Origin of the sequence: Exiguobacterium sp. s50 (assembly GCF_018618175.1) — a bacterium.
GTDB classification, from domain to species: Bacteria; Bacillota; Bacilli; order Exiguobacteriales; family Exiguobacteriaceae; genus Exiguobacterium; species Exiguobacterium chiriqhucha.
Window position 1 is genome coordinate 119,171 of sequence record NZ_JACSLP010000007.1, and the last position, 14,731, is coordinate 133,901.

General features: G+C 48.4%; 15 protein-coding genes, 1 tRNA gene and 1 pseudogene. 5 read left to right on the forward strand and 12 right to left on the reverse strand.

Features of this window, described 5'->3' with window-relative positions; all coding sequences use genetic code 11:
• Positions 1 to 5 precede the first annotated feature (5 nt).
• Positions 6 to 560 (forward strand): methyltransferase family protein, encoded by a 555-nt coding sequence (locus KNP68_RS11305; RefSeq protein ID WP_021065269.1) that lies wholly within the window; start codon positions 6 to 8, stop codon positions 558 to 560.
• A 47-nt stretch (positions 561 to 607) separates the two neighbouring features.
• On the opposite strand, the gene KNP68_RS11310 is transcribed toward KNP68_RS11305, so the two are convergent.
• Entirely contained in the window at positions 608 to 1,417 is an 810-nt protein-coding gene (locus KNP68_RS11310; RefSeq protein WP_021065268.1) for a DUF368 domain-containing protein, read from the reverse strand.
• Between the two features lie 85 nt (positions 1,418 to 1,502).
• Complete coding sequence (locus KNP68_RS11315; RefSeq protein ID WP_242679030.1) at positions 1,503 to 2,069, reverse strand: GNAT family N-acetyltransferase; 567 nt, start codon at positions 2,067 to 2,069, stop codon at positions 1,503 to 1,505.
• 100 nt (positions 2,070 to 2,169) lie between these two features.
• On the opposite strand from KNP68_RS11315, the gene KNP68_RS11320 reads away from it, so the two are divergent.
• Positions 2,170 to 2,919, forward strand: a complete 750-nt coding sequence (locus KNP68_RS11320) for a sugar nucleotide-binding protein (protein ID WP_029596072.1) — start codon at positions 2,170 to 2,172, stop codon at positions 2,917 to 2,919.
• Between the two features lie 20 nt (positions 2,920 to 2,939).
• Here KNP68_RS11320 and cypC read toward each other — a convergent pair whose 3' ends face one another.
• The gene (gene cypC, locus KNP68_RS11325) at positions 2,940 to 4,187 is read right to left on the reverse strand and encodes a CYP152 family fatty-acid peroxygenase CypC (RefSeq protein WP_371819372.1); all 1,248 of its coding nucleotides are present in this window, start codon (positions 4,185 to 4,187) and stop codon (positions 2,940 to 2,942) included.
• 79 nt (positions 4,188 to 4,266) lie between these two features.
• Here cypC and KNP68_RS11330 point away from each other — a divergent pair, with 79 nt between their 5' ends.
• Positions 4,267 to 4,626, forward strand: a complete 360-nt coding sequence (locus KNP68_RS11330) for a potassium channel family protein (protein ID WP_131472430.1) — start codon at positions 4,267 to 4,269, stop codon at positions 4,624 to 4,626.
• An 18-nt stretch (positions 4,627 to 4,644) separates the two neighbouring features.
• On the opposite strand, the gene KNP68_RS11335 is transcribed toward KNP68_RS11330, so the two are convergent.
• Complete coding sequence (locus tag KNP68_RS11335) at positions 4,645 to 6,003, reverse strand: alanine/glycine:cation symporter family protein (RefSeq protein WP_021065263.1); 1,359 nt, start codon at positions 6,001 to 6,003, stop codon at positions 4,645 to 4,647.
• A 129-nt stretch (positions 6,004 to 6,132) separates the two neighbouring features.
• Positions 6,133 to 6,408, reverse strand: coding sequence for a membrane protein insertion efficiency factor YidD (gene yidD / locus KNP68_RS11340; protein ID WP_082665786.1), 276 nt, complete (start codon positions 6,406 to 6,408; stop codon positions 6,133 to 6,135).
• Between the two features lie 202 nt (positions 6,409 to 6,610).
• On the opposite strand from yidD, the gene KNP68_RS11345 reads away from it, so the two are divergent.
• Positions 6,611 to 7,393 carry a pyrroline-5-carboxylate reductase family protein gene (locus tag KNP68_RS11345; RefSeq protein WP_029596075.1) on the forward strand — a complete coding sequence of 261 codons (783 nt, stop codon included), beginning with the start codon at positions 6,611 to 6,613 and terminating at the stop codon, positions 7,391 to 7,393.
• 37 nt (positions 7,394 to 7,430) lie between these two features.
• Here the strand turns inward: KNP68_RS11345 and KNP68_RS11350 are convergent, their stop codons facing one another.
• The 7 genes and pseudogenes from KNP68_RS11350 to KNP68_RS11385 all read right to left on the reverse strand — a co-directional run bounded on the left by KNP68_RS11350 (position 7,431) and on the right by KNP68_RS11385 (position 13,799).
• Positions 7,431 to 8,135, reverse strand: coding sequence for a DUF554 domain-containing protein (locus tag KNP68_RS11350; protein ID WP_131472428.1), 705 nt, complete (start codon positions 8,133 to 8,135; stop codon positions 7,431 to 7,433).
• A 338-nt stretch (positions 8,136 to 8,473) separates the two neighbouring features.
• Positions 8,474 to 11,247: pseudogene (locus KNP68_RS15365) on the reverse strand (TrlF family AAA-like ATPase).
• 536 nt (positions 11,248 to 11,783) lie between these two features.
• Positions 11,784 to 11,856 (reverse strand) — tRNA-Val (locus KNP68_RS11365).
• 87 nt (positions 11,857 to 11,943) lie between these two features.
• Entirely contained in the window at positions 11,944 to 12,501 is a 558-nt protein-coding gene (locus tag KNP68_RS11370) for a GNAT family N-acetyltransferase (RefSeq protein ID WP_214799601.1), read from the reverse strand.
• 67 nt (positions 12,502 to 12,568) lie between these two features.
• The gene (locus tag KNP68_RS11375; protein WP_021065258.1) at positions 12,569 to 12,883 is read right to left on the reverse strand and encodes a DMT family transporter; all 315 of its coding nucleotides are present in this window, start codon (positions 12,881 to 12,883) and stop codon (positions 12,569 to 12,571) included.
• A complete protein-coding gene (locus tag KNP68_RS11380; RefSeq protein ID WP_214756710.1) occupies positions 12,880 to 13,209 on the reverse strand; it encodes a DMT family transporter in 330 nt (109 codons plus the stop codon). The genes KNP68_RS11375 and KNP68_RS11380 overlap by 4 nt, the downstream gene beginning before the upstream one ends.
• A gap of 11 nt (positions 13,210 to 13,220) precedes the next feature.
• Positions 13,221 to 13,799 (reverse strand): TetR/AcrR family transcriptional regulator, encoded by a 579-nt coding sequence (locus KNP68_RS11385; RefSeq protein ID WP_021065256.1) that lies wholly within the window; start codon positions 13,797 to 13,799, stop codon positions 13,221 to 13,223.
• A gap of 126 nt (positions 13,800 to 13,925) precedes the next feature.
• Here KNP68_RS11385 and KNP68_RS11390 point away from each other — a divergent pair, with 126 nt between their 5' ends.
• Positions 13,926 to 14,708 carry an alpha/beta hydrolase gene (locus KNP68_RS11390; protein WP_029596078.1) on the forward strand — a complete coding sequence of 261 codons (783 nt, stop codon included), beginning with the start codon at positions 13,926 to 13,928 and terminating at the stop codon, positions 14,706 to 14,708.
• Positions 14,709 to 14,731: the final 23 nt, after the last annotated feature.

The window sequence follows — 14,731 nt, forward strand, 5'->3', positions numbered from 1 at the left end:
ACGTTATGGATTGGCTCGATGGATTATTTGTTCTCACCTCGGTCGCTTGGCTATATGAAATTTGGCGATACCGAAACCGGTCCGAACCGACCGATGGTGCCAGTGAGCACGCCAGTTTTTATATCGTCTCATTGATGATGGTTACCGTATTCGCTATCTCGATCGGACTTTCTGTTTGGACCGATACACGTCAGGCCACACTGCAACGCCTGCTCGGCCTGAGCGGGTTCATCGCCGGTGTCTCACTTCGCTATTGGGGCATCCGACAATTGCGCCATCAGTTCACCCGCCACGTCGTCGTCCGGCCCGCGGATGAGCTCGTCAGTTCGGGACCGTATCGTTATTTACGCCACCCCCTCTACACAGGGCTCTTATTTATCACGTTCGGATTTTCACTCTTTTTCGCGCCTTGGACGATTGCTCTCGTCGGTACATGTTTGATGAGTCTCGCTCTCTTATGGCGCATCCATATCGAGGAGAAAATGTTGACATCTCACTTCGGTGTGACGTATCAGACGTGGGCCAAGTCACGTAAACGCTTGATCCCGTTCATTTATTAAGCAAAAAACATGCACGCTCGTCTTCATTGACGGGCGTGCATGTTTGGTTAAACGGAGAAACGTCCAAGTAGACGGACGATGATGAATCCAGCGAAGAACGAGAGGACACTGAGTATCCACATGATTGTCGTGTCCGGCAGACCTGGGAATACGACCGCAAGCGAGCCGATGACCAACCCGATGATGACCGAAAACGTCATGCCCGGAAAATGACCGAGCAAATAGCGAATCACTTTACTGCTGACGATAAAACCGACGGCCACTCCAAGACCGACGATGCCGATAATGAGCAGGTTCAAGTTCGACAACGCGCTGATGACGGTCGGATACACCCCGATCAAAAGCAATACGAATGAGCCACTGATTCCCGGCAACAACATCGCCATACTGCCGAGCCATCCTGAGAAGAACAAGAGAATCGTCGTCCCTGTCGAGAGTTCCGTGATGATCGCCGTATCTGCTGGTTTGATGATCGCCATGCTGGCCACAAGAATCGCCCCGATGACCATCGCGACGATATGTACCGGTCGCATGACGGCTCTCGTTCGAAATTCAAAGAAGAGCATCGGGATAATCCCGAGAATCAATCCGATGAAAAAGAACTGGGTCGGTTCATAATATTCGAGCAAGAGGAACTCAATCACGCGGCTGAGTCCTAAAATCGCCCCTGCCATCCCAATCCCGAGCGGAATCAAGAACAACAAGTGCTGTTTCCAATGCCGACTGAAGATACCGCTGATGGCTTCAATCAAACGGTCATAAATTCCTAAAATGACTGCAATCGTCCCGCCGCTGACGCCAGGAATCAAATCACTCGTTCCCATCGCGATGCCGCGCAACATATTCTTCCACTCCATACACAATCTCCTTTTTCTCTCTCAATGTGATCAAGCCTATAGTATAGCCGAGTCCCGATCGGTTTGCATCGGTTTCGTGACGTGTTCAGGCGTTCTCGCTTACCGTAAACGTCATATAATCGAACCGTCCCCCGGATATCTCAATCTCTTTCTCTTTCATAAAGCCGAGACGTTCATACAATCGACCTGCTGCCGGGTTCGTCTGATCGACGTTGAGCGTGACGCGAGGAATGTTCATGGCACGCGCATGAGCAATCGCCTGTTGAATCAAGCCCGTCCCAATCCCGCGTCCGCCGAACGTCGCGTCGACGGCGACCGAGTCGATATACAGGACGTCGCCTTCCGTTTCGACATCCAACTCGTCAGACTGACCGTTTGTCCGGAGCCAAGCTTTAATCGGTTCATCGAGCATTGCCGCCTGCTCGCCATGATACGCAATCAGGATGCCTGCAATCGTCGCATCGGATTCGGCCACCCATATGTTCTCGTAGCTCAAGCGGTTGCCAGGCTGACCAATCCACATCGCGAGTCGAACGAGCATGTGCTCTTGATCGGATGTGCCGGTCAATGAATAGGCGATTTCATGAATCGCCGTATAGACGAGCGGTGCAATCTGCAACTGATCGTCCGGTGTCGCTTTTCGAATATTCATCATTATCGCCTCCACTCAACAGTCTAGCATAAAGCTGTCCACAAAGGGTTTGTCAGTTCATGAAGTGTGGGATGATAGAAACAAAAGGGAGGAATGCATGATGAAAGCAATTTTAACAGGTATGAACGGGACCGTCGCCCCTGTCGTCGCCGAGACGTTAACGCGGCATGGCATCGAGCCCGTGGCCTGGGACCGAACGAAAGTATCGACCACAGATGAGGCCGAGATGCGACGTTTCATCGAATCGGTGCGTCCGAACTACTTTCTTCATATCGGGATGGGTGCCGTCGAATGGGCCGACACGCTAGCTCGGCTATGCGGAGAATATAAGATTCCATTTCTCTTCACGAGCACCGTCTCGGTGTTCTCTGACAACGTGACAGGGCCAATCACACCGGACATGCCTCCTGACGCGACCGATGAATACGGGGCCTATAAGCGGGCCTGCGAAGAGACGATTGCCCGGACCAATCCTGGTGCCCAAATCGTACGGCTCGGTTGGCAAATCGGGCATCGTGCCGGTTCGAATAACATGATGGATTATTTCGAGAACGAGATGAAACGACATGGCGTCATCGTCGCGAGCGCTCACTGGTACCCGTCTTGCTCGTTTTTGGAAGACACGGCCGATGCCTTGTTCGAGATTTTGACGAAGCGAGGGCCCGGGCTGTACCAATTGAACGGCAATTCGAGTCACTCTCTGTATGACATCGCGATGGCGCTCAAAGAGTCACATGATACGTCGTGGCAAATCGAACAGACTGATGAACCGAAACGTGATAATCGAATGGTCGATACGAATATCACGATTCAACCGATTACAAAACGGCTAGCGTTACACACGAAATGAGTCGCCCGCGGGCGACTCATTTATTCGTTCTTTTGAATTTGATTCAGCACGAAACGGCTCTTCGGTAAACTCGGCAAGTCGACAAAGCTATAACTGAGGTCTTGCGGCGGCACCTCGTAACGGTAACGTGTTAGAAACACGTCGATCGTCTCGCGCATGATTGCAATCGTCACCTGCTCCCCCGCACAGCGGTGTCCGAAATCGACATCCCCGCCGCCTTGCGGAATGAATGTGAACGGACTTTCCGTCCAGTCTTTGAACCGATTGGGGTTGAATGTATCCGGTTCCGTCCACAAGGAAGGGTCATGATTCGTCCCGTATAAGTCGAGCAAGACGAGCGTCCCTTCTTCGAACGTAAATCCGTTCCACGCGAAATCTTGCTTGACCCTCGCAGCGGTCACAGGGAAAAATGGATAAAAGCGTCTCACTTCTTGGACGAACCATGTCGGTTCGGTCTCACCACGCGCCAATCGGTCCCGCGCTTCCGGAAATTGGTGGAGCGCCAATACAGTGAACAACACATAAATCGAGACGGCCACGGTCGGGCGCAATATATTGATCACTTCGACAGCAACGACGTCGGCCGGAAGCAGATGACCCGCTTCATCCCGATGCCAAGAAAATTCATATAATGCTGTTTGTTCGTTTGGGAGAAGCCGGTTCGTCCGCACTTCTTCGACCATGCCACGCACCCACGCCTCGGCCGAGGAGCGGGCCGCTCGCCCACGAACATGTTTTGGTCCGAGCGCAGTCCCAGATTCAAATAGCAATCGCATCTCGTCCGTCCGGCGAGCTACTTCTCTTTCACGGAGCGGGACCCCCGCCCATTCACAGACGGCCCGCATGAGAACTTCTTGCGCCGTGTCATAGAGCACCGTCTCGTCAGCCGACGCGTCGAGCGCCCGTTCCCACTCCCGGCTGACGAGCTTCGTTAACCGCTTGATATTTTGGGGGAACATGAGCGCCATGAACATCTGTTTGCGATGTGTATGGGCCGAGCCGTCTAACGTCTGCACACCATCCTCACCGAATAGTGTTTTCAGCAACCGTTTCGGTGCCGCATCTTTGCGCACGAACTTGTCCGCGTCATAAAACAAGGCTGCCGCCTCGCCGCCTCCGAGACAGATGACGCGTTCGCCGAGCAAGCGTGTTTCAAACAGAGTGGATTGAAAGCTCTTCCGACGGTTCGGGACGTATAAATATCCTTCCCGTAGGAACGCCAGGCTATGATCGAGCCCTTCTTCTTTTGGAATCAGTCGTGTCATCATGATCATCCTCTCCAGTTTTGCTATAAAGGATGTTCCCCTGTTGCTAGCGAACAAACCTATAGGGAAAGGAGGAAATGAAATGCTATCTTTCATCTTGACGTTCCGGCGCATGTTCCGCGGGATTTGGCGTGGCTTGAAGGATGCGGAGTTTCAAGTCTTGTTCAGTCTCGCCTTCCTGACCATCCTCTCCGGGACACTGTTCTACTCACGCTTCGAAGACATGCGTTGGCTCGATGCCCTGTATTTCAGTATCGTCACACTCACGACAATCGGCTATGGGGATTTTGTCCCGACGACCGATATCGGCAAAGTGTTCACGATCGGCTATGTCATCACGGGTGTCGGCATCATGGTCGGTTTCATCACGAAAGTGTTCGACCATCTTCAACAAGCACGGCTCGAAGAGGTTCGCAAACGAAATACGCCACCGTCCCCGTGAGGATGGTGGCGTATTGGTTTAAGAGGCTTTTCGATTTCGATTTTCGAGTTCGAGCTGTTGATTGAATCGCTTCGTCTCAGCAATGACGACACCCGACAAGAACAGTAAGCCAATCAAGTTCGGGATGGCCATCAAGCCGTTGAACACGTCCGAGAGCGCCCAAACCAAGTTGAGGTTCGTCGTCATCGCACCGAGACCGGCAACGAGAACGAACGCAATCCGATAAGGAAGAATCGATTTTTGACCGAACAAGTAATGAATCGACCGTTCCCCGTAGTATGACCACCCGAGCACCGTCGAATAGGCGAACATGACGAGTCCAATCGTCACGATATAACCGCCGGCCGGTCCAAGGAATTGCTCGAACGTCGCCGTCGTCAATTCGACCCCCTCGAGGCCCGAACCGATTTGACCGCCCATGACGAGCGTGATTCCCGTGACAGAACAGACGATGAGCGTATCGAGAAACACTTGCGTCATCGAGACGAGCGCCTGACGTCCCGGCATATCCGTTTTAGCAGCCGCTGCGGCAATCGGCGCCGAACCGAGACCTGCCTCGTTCGAGAAGACGCCGCGCGCCACACCGTAACGAATGGCGGCCCCGATGGCTCCGCCACCAATTGCTTCGGCACTGAACGTGCTGCTGAAGATGAGGGCGATGGCATCCGGAATGAGCGTATAGTTCATCACCATAATCAACAATCCGCTGCCGAGATAAAAGACGATCATGACTGGTACGAAGTAACTGACGACGCGACCGATTGATTTGACACCGCCCAAGATGACCGCGCCTGTGAAAATCATAATCAAGATACCAGAGACATACAACGGCACGTCAAAGGTCGTCTTGAGCGCCATCGCGACCGAGTTCGTCTGCACCCCGTTCCCAATCCCAAATGCCGCGAGCGAGGCGAATCCTGCGAATGCGACGGCGAGCCAACGTTGCTTCAAGCCACGTTCTAAGTAATACATCGGCCCCCCGGCCATTTGTCCGCGTTCATCGGTCACCCGATATTTAACGGCGAGCACGGCTTCGGCGTATTTCGTCGCCATACCGAAAAATCCGGATACCCACATCCAGACGATCGCCCCCGGTCCACCGAGCACGACCGCGGTCGCAACCCCGACGATATTCCCCGTACCGACGGTTGCTGCGAGCGCCGTCATGAGCGCTTGGAAGTGACTGATATCCCCTTTCGATGTTTTGTCTTGATTTTTAGAAAACGCGAGCTTCAATGCGTACGGCAACTTCGTGACTTGAAGTCCCCCGAGCCGTACCGTCAAGTAGATGCCTGTCCCCACAAGCAAAATCAATAACGGTGGTCCCCACACAAAGTTCGAAATCGTACCGATGAGTTCACTGAACGATTGACTCATTTTGAATTCCCCTTCCCCTTATGTAATCGTACACCTCTATTTTTTCAGAATACTTAGAAGATTGTCAAAAGTATTGTAATAAAACAACGATTTGATTTTTAAGCTGTATCTAAAACAGCGAGCCGCCGATTAGACGTCTCGCTGAGAAGGGGGTTTTTCACGTTGTAAAGGGGCGCGCCAATCAAATTCATCCGGCACGTAGTCGAGTCCGCCCGAATGGAACGGTTGGCACCGCATTAAGCGGCGAGTCGTCAAATACCCACCTTTAAGGGCACCATGCTTTTCAATCGCCTCGATTCCATAGTGCGAACACGTCGGATAAAAACGGCAAGTCGGCGGTTTCAACGGCGAGATGAACCGTTGATACCCTTGAATCCCCCGCACTAACACTCGTTTCACTCTCATCGCCTCCAGTTTGATTACTGCCATAATAGCTTGCCCGGGCCAGCTTGTCATCTGTGGCGCATGCGACAATCAAATGACAAACCGCTCATCTTTTTTTCCTTTGTTTTACAATTTGAGCACGATGGGCGCTATTTGTTGCGTCATTTGTTATGATAAGCAACATGTATATATACGACCGAATCTATATGAAGAGGTGACGAGAATGAATATTTTAATGGTAGGTGCAGGATCGATGAGTGAGTCACTCGTACGCGGATGGCTCGCCTCTGGTGTGTCGCCTGAACAAATCACGATGACGAACCGGAGTGACCGGACCCGTTTGACAGCGTTACAGGCCGAGCTCGGCGTGCAAATCGTCGACGAGGAAGATGTCAACGCGTATGACATCGTCGTCCTCGCGATGCAACCGGACGGGGTCATTCCTTACGTGCAATCTAAAACGTGGAGCACACCGCTCCTCGTCTCCGTAGCAGCTCATATCGAACCGAGCGAGATTGAAGAGGCGTCAGGTCTCCCTGCCGTCTGCGCGATGCCGAATACCCCAGTCGCTTATCGGAGCGGGATGACCGGACTCTGGTTCGGCCCAGAGACCGATGATACGGTCCGTGAGACCGCGACGGCGCTGTTTGAACGCGTCGGACGGACGGCCGTGACGGATGCGAAGACGATGTCCGCCTTCATGGCTGCCGCCGGATGCAGCCCCGCTTTCTTTTATGAAATCGTCGGTTCGATGACGCCTGTCTTGACCGATGCCGGTTTCGATGAAGCGACGGCGCGCCAAATCGTCGCCCAGGCGATGAAAGGATCGGCTGAACTGTTGCTTCACGAGACACGGCCGACGAACGACTTGATTGCGGACGTGGCCGCGCCAGACGGTCCGACCGACCGCGGTGTCGGTGTGCTCCGCTCGCGCGATTTAGCAGACGTCATGGCTTCTGCCCTTCGCGAAAGTGCGAGAGAAGAAGTCGAACAACCGAAGAATTGAAAAAATCCGAGAAACGCATCGCGTCTCTCGGATTTTTTTATGGGACGATATGTAAAATCGAGACGATGACCGCGACCATCAAGATTCCCGGCAATAAGTTCGCGACACGAATCCGCGTGATGCCGACCAAGTTCAACCCAATCGCGACAATCATGACACCACCGGTCGCCGTCATCTCTAAAATAAAGTCATCCATGAGCGACTCCGGGATGAACTTCATGATTTGAATGGCGAGCAAGGCGATTGCTCCTTGGTATAAGAGTACCGGGACGGCCGAGAACATGACCCCGATGCCGAGCGTCGAGCTGAGGACGAGTGCCGTGAAACCGTCAATCAATCCTTTCGTATAGAGGACGTCATGATCCCCGCGCAATCCGCTGTCGAGCGCGCCGATGACAGCCATCGCACCAATGACGAAGATGAGCGTCGCCGTGATGAATCCTTCGGCGATACTTGACTTGCTCTTGCCCCCGAGGCGGCGTTCCAATTGATAGCCGACCTCGTTCAACTTCTCATCGAGCTTCCACCATTCGCCGAGTGCGGCCCCGATGACGAGACTGCCGATGACGATTAAAAAGTTCTCACTTTTCATCCCCATTTGAACGCCAAGCAAGACGACGGCGAGACCGATGGCTGCGGTGACCGTCTCTTTCATTCGTTCGGGGATGCGGTGAAACAAGAGTCCAAGTAATGTGCCAATCACGATCAACGCCGCGTTGACGATTGTTCCGGTTAAGACCATCGTATAATTCCCCGTTTCTGTATGTATTGAGAGGAATATACCAACTGTTTATGTAGGCTGTCAATTGAAAGAAAAACAAAAAAAAGCCACTTCTCGCAAGAAGTGGCGTCGCGGAAACCCACGTTCCTATGGGTTTCGCATCGGGTTTGGCACCCAAGTGATTCTGACTGGGCTCGAACCAGCGACCTCTACCCTGTCAAGGTAGTATATGAAAAACACCTTAGTACTCTTACGTATTTATCTATTAGTAAAATATAGCTTCTCCATGACAATCTAACACTTAAATAACCTTTAATATCCTTATTTCATTTATAATCCGTGACCAGTATGTGACCACTTTAATTGATGTTATACCTTCTAGACCTTAACTTAAAGGCGTCTTCCCCTCCCTCCATTACGCCACAGATTTCTGTTCTCACCGAGTCATTTTCCACCGGTCCCTCACATAACACTCTAATACCACTGGTCTCAGAGTCCATACAGAGTACTAATTCTGAATCTCCGTTTACAGGTATATTCGCGTTATGTGTTACAACTATAATCTGTCTCTTTTCTTTTGTTTTCTTTAGTCGTTCCACAATCAGATCGTATATAAGATGGTTATCTAAATCATCTTCCGGTTGATCCAGAATTAAAGGAACTTCTCCAAAAGATAATAAAAAGGTTAGGATTGCAGAAGTTTTTTGTCCAGCTGAAGCATTTGTAAGAACTCGAAATGCACTTGAGCCATTTGGTTTATATTTAACACTAATTTCATCTTCAGGAATTAAAAGCGATAGCTCATCTATTTGTTCATCATTTAGTGCTTTTATTACGTTAATCATTCTCCCGGTGAATTCAGTGTCACCTACCTTCTGATTTCTAATTTGAATAAATTCCTCTACAAGTAGGGAAATATTTGAATTGACGTCCTGACCATGTAAACATCTCTGAACAATTTTATTAATATCTTCATCGAATCCACTATTTTTTTGTAATACCGTTCTGATACTATCAGTAAAGTGGCGTTTGTCTCTATATGGCTTTACTTCTATTTTTATATTATCTGACCCACTTATAACACTTCTGATAAACTCTCTTCTCTTCAATGTAATTCCTTCTCTGCGTGAAAAGTATTGTTCTTTTATTTCAGCATTCTTTTTAATTTCACCTGAGAGGGTTTCTTCAAATGTTCTTATATTCCTCAAATTACCTTCCAAAGACGAGAGCTCACGAGTTGTTTTTTCTAACTTAGATAAATCGTCAATTCCTTTTCGAGCCATATCTTCCTTAGTTGTATTAAATTGATTACTGATTTCACCGTATTTCTTTCGCCATTCTGAATCTTTAATCTTGGTATTGTACTCATTTATTAAAGTAGTAATTCTCTTTTCCGCCTCTTCAATTAATAAATTGATTTGACTATATTCACTTACTGTTTCATTTACTATTTCATCTAATTCTGAGTGATATTGTGGATCAAAATTAGTTATGTCTGGTTTCTCACTCAAATTCATTTTACTAACAATAGAAGACAAATGATTTTTCTTATCTTCTAAATCTTTAACAAAATTCATCAGCTCTATTCGTTGTGAACTGTATTCTTTAAACTCTCGAATTAAGTCTTCAAAACCACTCTCTTTAAAAGAACTAATTAGTTCTTTTTTTTCATCAATATCAGCAATAACCTTACTCTTTCTACTGATTTCACTTTCTATTCTTCTTATTTTTGCTGACTGTTCCATGTATTTCTTTTTTATATTAAATAACTCAATTTTTGTTTCATCAATCTCATATATTGGTGCATCTATTCTTTCTCTTAAAGCATTAGGATTTTTGGCAATTTCATAAATTTGTTTTTGAGAAAATATATCTAATTTAAATGATTCTAGAAGGCTACTTTCCTCTAATTCTTTAAACTCTTCTGTGTCATCATCAAATTTATAAAATGCCATTTTTTTTTAGAACCTGTTTTCTCAAACTCTGTCATTATAATTTTGTACTGTTGTCTAAACCTCACAAGTATAACTTCGATTTCTGAGTCCTTTTTCAATACTCCATCATCGCCATCTTTTAATTTAAAGAAATTCACTTGTTCGTTTTTAAGGCTACTCAATCCTTTTAAATCACTGCTCATATCAAATAGACCTCTGATAAATCTAACTACACTTGATTTTCCAGTACCCCTCCCACCAATAATTGTTGTCATCTGAGGATTAAATGATATTTCAAAATCAGATTCATTCAATTCGGTATTTGAAACTTTCAGACTTTTAATCCAATTGTTCGGTAAAGTATATGGATGGTTTTCACTTTCAAAATCGTTCTTAATTCTGTGTTCAGGTAACAATAATGCTTGTCTCAAACTTTCTAAATTAATTTCTTCCCCCATCTTTATCCACGTATATCTCTGTCCAATTCCCCACAAACCATGTTTACTATCCCCAATTTCATGTGGATTATCTGAAAATGTTAGAATCGCTTTCTTCAATTGTACAGCTTGTCTTACACTTGTTTTCCACTCTCTATATATTCCTTGATCAATATCTTTTCCATAATATTCCGATAGTACAGGTTCAATATCTTCATTCCGTACATCACTGTTTAAAAACATTTTATGAACAACTTGAACTCCATCAATATTACTTAGTGATAATAGTTCTTCTCTACTATTAGGAGCTATATTACAAATTCCATTGAACTCATCAATATGAGCAGGAATTATTATTCCGCCTTTCTCTTTTACAATGTTTGCCATTTCCATTGTAGTCCTTCGTGAAAATGCATTATCAGCCGCAAATCTATCTCTTTCAATACCAATACTCACAAGAAAGTCCTCTACATATTGAGTACTTTTATCTTTTTCAAAAATGACTAACATATGAACTTTAGATTCTGAACATGTTACTTCAACACCTGGAAAAACAGTTAAGTTAGTATTAGCAGCTGCTTCTTTAATTCTGTCAATATATTCTCCGGTGTTATGATCAGTGACTGCAACTACATCTAAACCTTGGTCAATGCATCTCTGAACCCATTGTTCAGGAGTTACCTCCCGATCTCTAAAACATCTACTAGCAGGTGTATGTAAATGAAGATCACTTTTATACCATCTAACTCCTTTATAATCCATACTAACGCCTCCATTTCTTGTTAGTTTCAGTCTAGTGTTTATCATAATTAATTTCCACCGAATTAACTATTTTTTGAAATCAAAATAAGATCCTTCAATCCAGGATCTTATTTGGAGTTTAATTCAAATATAAATACATTTGGTTCATTAAAATTACTTTTTACTTAACATTACATCTATCATTTTAATAACTACCTTTCTGGACTAAAAGAACGAAACATAGAAAAACACCTTTACTATCTCAGATTAGTTGATAAATTCAAAGAAGATGACATTGATGATGATTTCTTTGATTTGATTACACCAAACACCTAAGCATAAAAACAATGACATCGAAAAAAGGAGACAGGCTTGTCCTGCCTCCTTTTTTCGATGCCACCAAGCGACGCGCGGTAGAAAATCATCTATCTGTTTCCTGTGGTGACCATTTCGTGACCCATACATAATTTAAACATAAAAAAAAGCCACTTCTCGCAAGAAGTGGCATCGCGGAAACCCACGTTCCTATGGGTTTCGCATCGGGTTTGGCACCCAAGTGATTCTGACTGGGCTCGAACCAGCGACCTCTACCCTGTCAAGGTAGCGCTCTCCCAGCTGAGCTACAGAATCAGGTCGTGTCCTCTCTTAAGGACACTATTAATATATCAAGAAACTAATGCCTTGGCAACTGTTTTTTAAAACTTTTTTTACTTTTTTTCAACGCGTCATTTCTTCCCGTTTCATATGGCGGCATAACCGCTCTAAATCTCCGGCATAGACAGAGACGAGCATGCCTTGATACTCAGTGTCACGGTCCCAATGCAATCCGTTCGCTTTCGCGACTCGTTGCGATGGGACGTTATCCGGATGAATCAAGGAAATGATCTCTTTCTCACCTTCTTCGAACGCATGACGCATAAGACGAGCCGCTGCCTCGCGTCCGTAGCCCATATGCCAATGCTTCGGCGCCAACCAATATCCGACTTCAAGTTCAATCGTGCCGTCGAGTTCATGGAGCAACGTGCGGGCATGACCGATCGGCTCGTCATTTTCATGCGACATCAATTTAAGCAACCCGGTTTGACGACCCGTCTGATAGCGGGCCAACTGGCGCTCGAACCACTCGATCGTCTGTTCATCCGTATATGGCTTTCCGTCCGGGCTAATAAAACGCATCACGCGCGGATCTTGGAGTAGCGATTTCACGAAATAAAAATCAGCAATCGTGTAAGGTTCGAGTCGTAGACGCTCGGATTGCAGTTTGATATGACTCATCGTCCCCGCCCCTTTCGTTCACAGTCTGAACTATTCAATTCCCGTTTTTATTCGAAGCTAATCCTGATCATGCGACAACTTTCAATCCGATGACGCTTCCGATAATAAGCAATAAGAAGAAGATACGCCACCGGTCCCGGGATTCGTTCAAGTACAGCATGCCGAGCACGACGCCGCCGGCCGCCCCAATCCCGACCCAAATCGAATATGCCAGCCCGAGCGGGAGCGTCTCGAGCGAGCGCGACAACAAATAAAAACTTAAGGCAAACGTTCCGACGGACAAGATCGACCATTTAACAATCTGATAGCCTTTCGATTTTCCCATCCAAAAGACCGCCATCATCTCGGCAAGACCCGCGCCAATCAAAAATACCCAACTCATGCCGATTCTCCTCCTGTCACTTGTTTCAGTCCAATCACACCGATGAGGAGCGTCGCGATAAAGACGAGCTTCATGCCGGTCAGCGCCTCATCGAACAAGACTGCACCGACGATGACCGTTCCGACGGCCCCGATGCCGGTGAACACTGCATAACCGGTCCCGGCCGGTAACGTCCGGAACGACATCGCCAACAACCCAAAGCTCACAACTAATAAGAGAACGGTCACGGTGCTCGGACCGAGCACCGTGAAGCCGTTCGACAGTTTCATCGTCGTGGCCCAGACGATTTCAAGCAGGCCGGCTAGAATGAGCCAAACCCAGGCCATTTGATCTTGTTTCATGTCCATCCGACTCCTTTCTTATAGATGGTGAATGCGGCCTGTTGCCGCTTGACGCGATTCGTCTCGAGCGTGAAGAGTGAGATGAGCGCGCCGTCGAGAAAACAATAGTAGGCATCGTAAACGTCCTCGAGCGACTGTTCGGGTAACGCCCCTTGCTCCATCGCCAATCGAAACTGTTCTTTCTCAAACGCTTGCAAGTCCGTCTCGACCGACCCGAGCGTCGTCTCGATGAACAATCGCAATTCAGGAGGCGGGACGAGCAACATCCGCTTCGTCAGCATCCATGTCTCCTCTTCTTCAAAGAAGCGAATCAACGTCTCGACGATGGCCTCGATCCGTTCGAGCGGTGCCGCGCCCTCAGTGGCGTCCCGCGCTTCTCGCCAGACGCGATCGTAACGATCTGCCATGTCCTCGACGACTTGTTTGAACAATTGCTCTTTTCCTTCGATATGGGCGTATAGCGACGCTTTCTTAATGCCAACATCCTCGGCGAGTGCCGCTAATGATAGTCCTTCATACCCTTCAAGCGCAAAGCGCCGCCGTGCCGCCAGCTCGATTCGTTGTTTCGTATTCATCCGTCATCGACCCCTTTCTTCATTATCACTTTACCTAACGAACGGTAGGTAGTCAAGTGTCGCGATTGCATTTCTCGTCCACACCCGGCAAACTAAAACCAGTTGACTGCGAAAGGAGCGCTTTATATGCTCGACCAATTCAGCTTCACCTTACCGACCGAGGCCATACGTGGCCGGAAGCGGATTGTCCGTGTCTATCGTCCCGACTTCGTGTCGGCTGACGAACGAATCCCGGTCCTCTATATGCACGACGGTCAAAACGTGTTCGACGGCAAGACCGCCACGATCGGCGAAGGTTGGTCAATCGACCGCCACATCGAGGACTTGCAATTGCCGCTCATGGTCGTCGCCATCGCGAGTGCCCCGGACTGGCTCGACCGCTACGATGAGTATTCGTTTTATGAGGATGAGATGCTATATCGCCGAATCGGGCCGGAACTCGCCAAGACACGGCCCACGCTCGGCGGGAGAGGTCGGGCTTACGCCGACTGGCTCATGAAAGAGTTGAAGCCGTGGATTGATGAACGCTACGCGACCGACCCGGACGACGTCGGCGTGATGGGCAGCTCGATGGGCGGGGTCATCTCGCTCTATATGATGACGGCCTATCCGTCCATCCGGCGCGTCGGCTCGCTCTCGACAGCCGCTTGGGCCAATCTCGACTCCCTCATTCGGGATGTGAAGCAGGCCGATGTGACGGCGCGCCTCTATATGGACATCGGGACGAACGAGACGAGCGGACCGATCACGCCCGAGGATTACCTCTATACGAACGCGAAACTCGTCGAGACTGTCGCGCGAACAGGGATTGCCTTCCGCTATGAAGTCGAGCCCGGTGCCGTCCATAATGAAATCGCGTGGCGGCGTCGGCTACCGAATGCCCTCGCCTTCCTCTATGAATTGACATAAAAAAGAGACGAATTCCACGAAGG

Bases quoted from the DNA above. Each gene is read 5' to 3' on its own strand.
- KNP68_RS11380 (WP_214756710.1), bottom strand. From the start codon at position 13,209: ATGGCCTGGGTTTGGCTCATTCTAGCCGGCCTGCTTGAAATCGTCTGG.
- KNP68_RS11310 (WP_021065268.1), bottom strand. From the start codon at position 1,417: ATGGAGTGGAAGAATATGTTGCGCGGCATCGCGATGGGAACGAGTGAT.
- KNP68_RS11370 (WP_214799601.1), bottom strand. From the start codon at position 12,501: ATGAGTCATATCAAACTGCAATCCGAGCGTCTACGACTCGAACCTTAC.
- KNP68_RS11390 (WP_029596078.1), top strand. From the start codon at position 13,926: ATGCTCGACCAATTCAGCTTCACCTTACCGACCGAGGCCATACGTGGC.
- yidD (WP_082665786.1), bottom strand. From the start codon at position 6,408: ATGAGAGTGAAACGAGTGTTAGTGCGGGGGATTCAAGGGTATCAACGG.
- KNP68_RS11330 (WP_131472430.1), top strand. From the start codon at position 4,267: ATGCTATCTTTCATCTTGACGTTCCGGCGCATGTTCCGCGGGATTTGG.
- cypC (WP_371819372.1), bottom strand. From the start codon at position 4,187: ATGATGACACGACTGATTCCAAAAGAAGAAGGGCTCGATCATAGCCTG.
- KNP68_RS11375 (WP_021065258.1), bottom strand. From the start codon at position 12,883: ATGAGTTGGGTATTTTTGATTGGCGCGGGTCTTGCCGAGATGATGGCG.
- KNP68_RS11385 (WP_021065256.1), bottom strand. From the start codon at position 13,799: ATGAATACGAAACAACGAATCGAGCTGGCGGCACGGCGGCGCTTTGCG.
- KNP68_RS11315 (WP_242679030.1), bottom strand. From the start codon at position 2,069: ATGAATATTCGAAAAGCGACACCGGACGATCAGTTGCAGATTGCACCG.
- KNP68_RS11350 (WP_131472428.1), bottom strand. From the start codon at position 8,135: ATGGTCTTAACCGGAACAATCGTCAACGCGGCGTTGATCGTGATTGGC.
- KNP68_RS11320 (WP_029596072.1), top strand. From the start codon at position 2,170: ATGAAAGCAATTTTAACAGGTATGAACGGGACCGTCGCCCCTGTCGTC.
- KNP68_RS11345 (WP_029596075.1), top strand. From the start codon at position 6,611: ATGAATATTTTAATGGTAGGTGCAGGATCGATGAGTGAGTCACTCGTA.
- KNP68_RS11305 (WP_021065269.1), top strand. From the start codon at position 6: ATGGATTGGCTCGATGGATTATTTGTTCTCACCTCGGTCGCTTGGCTA.
- KNP68_RS11335 (WP_021065263.1), bottom strand. From the start codon at position 6,003: ATGAGTCAATCGTTCAGTGAACTCATCGGTACGATTTCGAACTTTGTG.